Origin of the sequence: Microcystis sp. LE19-131.1A, from assembly GCF_027532015.1 — a bacterium.
Lineage (GTDB): Bacteria > Cyanobacteriota > Cyanobacteriia > Cyanobacteriales > Microcystaceae > Microcystis > Microcystis ichthyoblabe_A.
In genome coordinates this window covers 1-1,636 of sequence record NZ_JAPZSS010000192.1, presented here as the reverse complement: position 1 = coordinate 1,636, position 1,636 = coordinate 1, and the positions used below count along the sequence as shown (strand labels likewise).

The following is a 1,636-nucleotide window of genomic DNA, read 5'->3' as shown; positions in this document are numbered from 1 at the left end:
GAATAGCGAACCAGATGCCCAAATTTTGGCACTTTACCTCAGTTTATTCGCTCTTGCGCCCTTTCCCAAGGGGATGATTCTGGATTTATTTCCCGATGAGGATGGGGATACAGTGGAGGAATGGTTAACCGATAGTTTAGTCCATCTGAGTTTAGTTCAGGATAAGGGTGATGGTTGGTATGAAATTCATCCCCTGTTGCGTCGCTATTTTCGGGATAAGTTAGAAGCATCACCCCACGCAGAACCAGCAAAACGCCGTTATTGTGCGATTATGTCCAAAAAATCGGCAGAAATGCCCTATGATCCCACTGTAGAAATCGTTGAAGAATTTAAACCTTTCCTTCTCCATCTACAAGCATCTGTCGGGGAATATCCCCAATATATCGCTGATGAGGATTTAGCTTGGTCCTATACGGGTTTAGCTTGGTATTATCAAGGACAAGGATTGTATGCTACTGCTGAACCTTACTATCAAGCTTGTTTAACCGCAACTCGAACCCACTTAGGAGACAATCATCCCCATGTGGCAGCTTCCCTCAACAATTTAGCAGCATTGTACTATTCCCAAGGCAGGTACGAAGAAGCGGAACCTCTCTATCTAGAAGCATTAGATTTGAGAAAACGACTCTTAGGAGACAATCATCCCCATGTGGCAACTTCCCTCAACAATTTAGCACTATTGTACGATTCCCAAGGCAGGTACACAGAAGCAGAACCTCTCCTTCTAGAAGCTTTAGATTTGACAAAACGACTCTTAGGAGACAATCATCCCGATGTGGCACTTTCCCTCAACAATTTAGCATACTTGTACTATTCACAAGGCAGGTACACAGAAGCGGAACCTCTCTTTCTAGAAGCATTAGATTTGAGAAAACGACTCTTAGGAGACAATCATCCCGATGTGGCAACTTCCCTCAACAATTTAGCAGCATTGTACTGTTACCAAGGCAGGTACACAGAAGCAGAACCTCTCTATCTAGAAGCGATTAAGATTGCTACCCAAGTATTAGGAGACAATCATCCCGATAGCCAAACAATTATGGAGAACTATAAAACTATGTTGTCGCAACTCCGGCAGGCAGAATTAAGATGAGTTAGAGTTTAAATGCTTAGGAAAATAGGGTTCGTAGGCGCACGGATTTTCCACTATGAATACAGTATCATGTCAAGGGGCTTTTGTCAAGAGAAAATTTGACAACATCCAGAAAAACCTAGCCGATTGTAGGGGTAATTCATGAATTACCCCTACACCTATTACCTAGTGCAGTAACCCACCACCAATCATCGACTATGATGGGAATGATTGAATGATGAACTATGATTAGGGAGCTAGTTAAGAGTGGATTAGAGATGAAGATTGATTGAATGAACCAATCATAGTCAATCCAATAATCACATCAATCATAGTTAAGACCGTTGGAAAATAGGGTTCGCAAGCGCACGTATTTTCCATTATGAATATAATATCATGTCAAGAGGCCTTTGTCAAGAGAAAATCTGGCTCTTCGGGAATTGTTATGCAAATAATTAACTTAAAATAAAATTCGATGAGAGCAACTACGCTCAAAAGTAGCTGAAATTCATACAGGAAAGGACTTAAGGCACAAATAGATTAATACCAAAAGATAGACAATCG

General features: G+C 41.3%; 1 protein-coding gene. It reads left to right on the top strand.

The window, feature by feature from the left end; translation table 11 throughout:
* A partial coding sequence (locus tag O9323_RS14600) for a tetratricopeptide repeat protein (protein ID WP_288125336.1) occupies window positions 1-1,093 on the top strand: 1,093 nt, incomplete at its 5' end.
* Window positions 1,094-1,636: the final 543 nt, after the last annotated feature.